Genomic DNA, 1,705 nt, shown 5'->3' with positions numbered 1-1,705 from the left:
GTAGGCGGTCCGGCCGAGCAGGTCGGCCTCGGGCGAGCCCTCCTCGCAGAAGACCACCGAGCGCAGCGGCGGTCCGTCGAGGTGGCGGTCGAGTTCGGCGCAGACGGTGTCGAACGTCTCGGCGTACACGGGGTGGGCCCGGTAGAGGTCCTGGCCCATGCCGGGGCGCTGGGCGCCCTGGCCGCTGAAGAGGAACGCGGTCCGGGCGCCGCCGGTGGCGATGCCGGTGGCGACGTCCGGGGCGGCGGTGCCCTGTGCGGTGGCGGCGAGTGCGGTGAGCAGTTCGGTGGGGTCGCCGGCGACGGCGACGGCGCGGTGGTCGAGGGTGTGCCGGGCGGCGGACAGGGTGTGCGCGAGGTCGCGCAGGTCGGTGCCGGGGTGGGCGAGGAGGTGGGTGCGCAGCCGGGCGGCCTGGGCGCGCAGGGCGTCCGGGGTGTGTCCGGAGACGGTGAACGCGCGGGGCCGGGCGGCCGGTTCGGGGCGGGCCGGGGCGGGGCCGGGGGCGGGCGGTTCCTCCAGGATGACGTGCGCGTTGCTGCCGCTGATGCCGAAGGAGGAGACGCCGGCGCGGCGGGGGCGTGCGGTGCCGGCCGGCCAGGTACGGGGTTCGGTGAGCAGTTCGACGGCGCCGCTGGACCAGTCGATGTGCTCGGAGGGCGCGTCGACGTGGAGGGTGCGGGGCAGTTCGCCGTGGCGCATGGCCATGACCATCTTGATGACTCCGGCGGCGCCGGCGGCGGCCTGGGTGTGGCCGAAGTTGGACTTGGCGGAGCCGAGCAGCAGGGGCCGGCCGTCCTCGCGGTCCTGGCCGTAGGTGGCGAACAGGGCGCGTGCCTCGATGGGGTCGCCGAGGCTGGTGCCGGTGCCGTGCGCCTCGACGGCGTCGACGTCGCGGGGGGTGAGGCCGGCGGCGGCGAGGGCCTGGCGGATGACGCGTTCCTGGGAGGGGCCGTTGGGGGCGGTCAGGCCGTTGGAGGCGCCGTCCTGGTTGGTCGCCGAGCCGCGGACGACGGCGAGGACGGGGTGGTGGTTGCGGCGGGCGTCCGAGAGGCGTTCGAGGAGCAGGACGCCGACGCCCTCGGAGAAGCTGGTGCCGTCGGCGGACGCGGCGAAGGCCTTGCAGCGGCCGTCCGCGGCGAGTCCGTTCTGCGCGGTGAACTCGGTGTAGGTGCCGGGGGTGGCCATCACGGTGACGCCGCCGGCCAGGGCCATGCCGCACTCGCCGGTGCGCAGCGCGTGCGCGGCCAGGTGCAGGGAGACCAGCGCCGAGGAGCACGCCGTGTCGATGGTCATGGTGGGGCCTTCGAGGCCGAAGGTGTAGGCGACGCGGCCGGAGATGACGCTGCCGGAGACGCCGAGGCCGATGTAGCCCTCCATGCCCTCGGGGATGTCGGCGAGGCCGGAGGCGTATCCGGAGCCCATCGCGCCGACGAACACGCCGGTGCGGCTGCCGCGCAGGGACAGCGGGTCGATGCCGGCCCGTTCGAAGACCTCCCAGGAGGACTCCAGCAGCAGCCGCTGCTGCGGGTCCATGGCGAGGGCCTCGCGGGGCGAGATGCCGAACAGGGAGGCGTCGAAGTGGGTGGCTCCGTAGAGGAATCCGGCCTGGAGTCCGGGCAGGCGTTCCAGGTCCCAGCCGCGGTCGGAGGGGAACGCGGAGATGGCGTCGCCGCCCTCGGCGACGAAGCGCCTCAGCTCCTCGGGG

At 75.3% G+C, this 1,705-nt stretch carries 1 protein-coding gene; it reads right to left on the bottom strand.

Going from position 1 to position 1,705, the window contains the following annotated elements:
- Positions 1-1,705 (bottom strand): type I polyketide synthase (locus tag ABZV34_RS39155; protein WP_356287968.1); only part of this gene is annotated, 1,705 nt, incomplete at both ends.

Source organism: Streptomyces sp. NPDC005195 (assembly GCF_040608315.1).
GTDB lineage: Bacteria > Actinomycetota > Actinomycetes > Streptomycetales > Streptomycetaceae > Streptomyces > Streptomyces kaempferi.
This window is presented reverse-complemented; position numbering and strand designations above follow the sequence as displayed.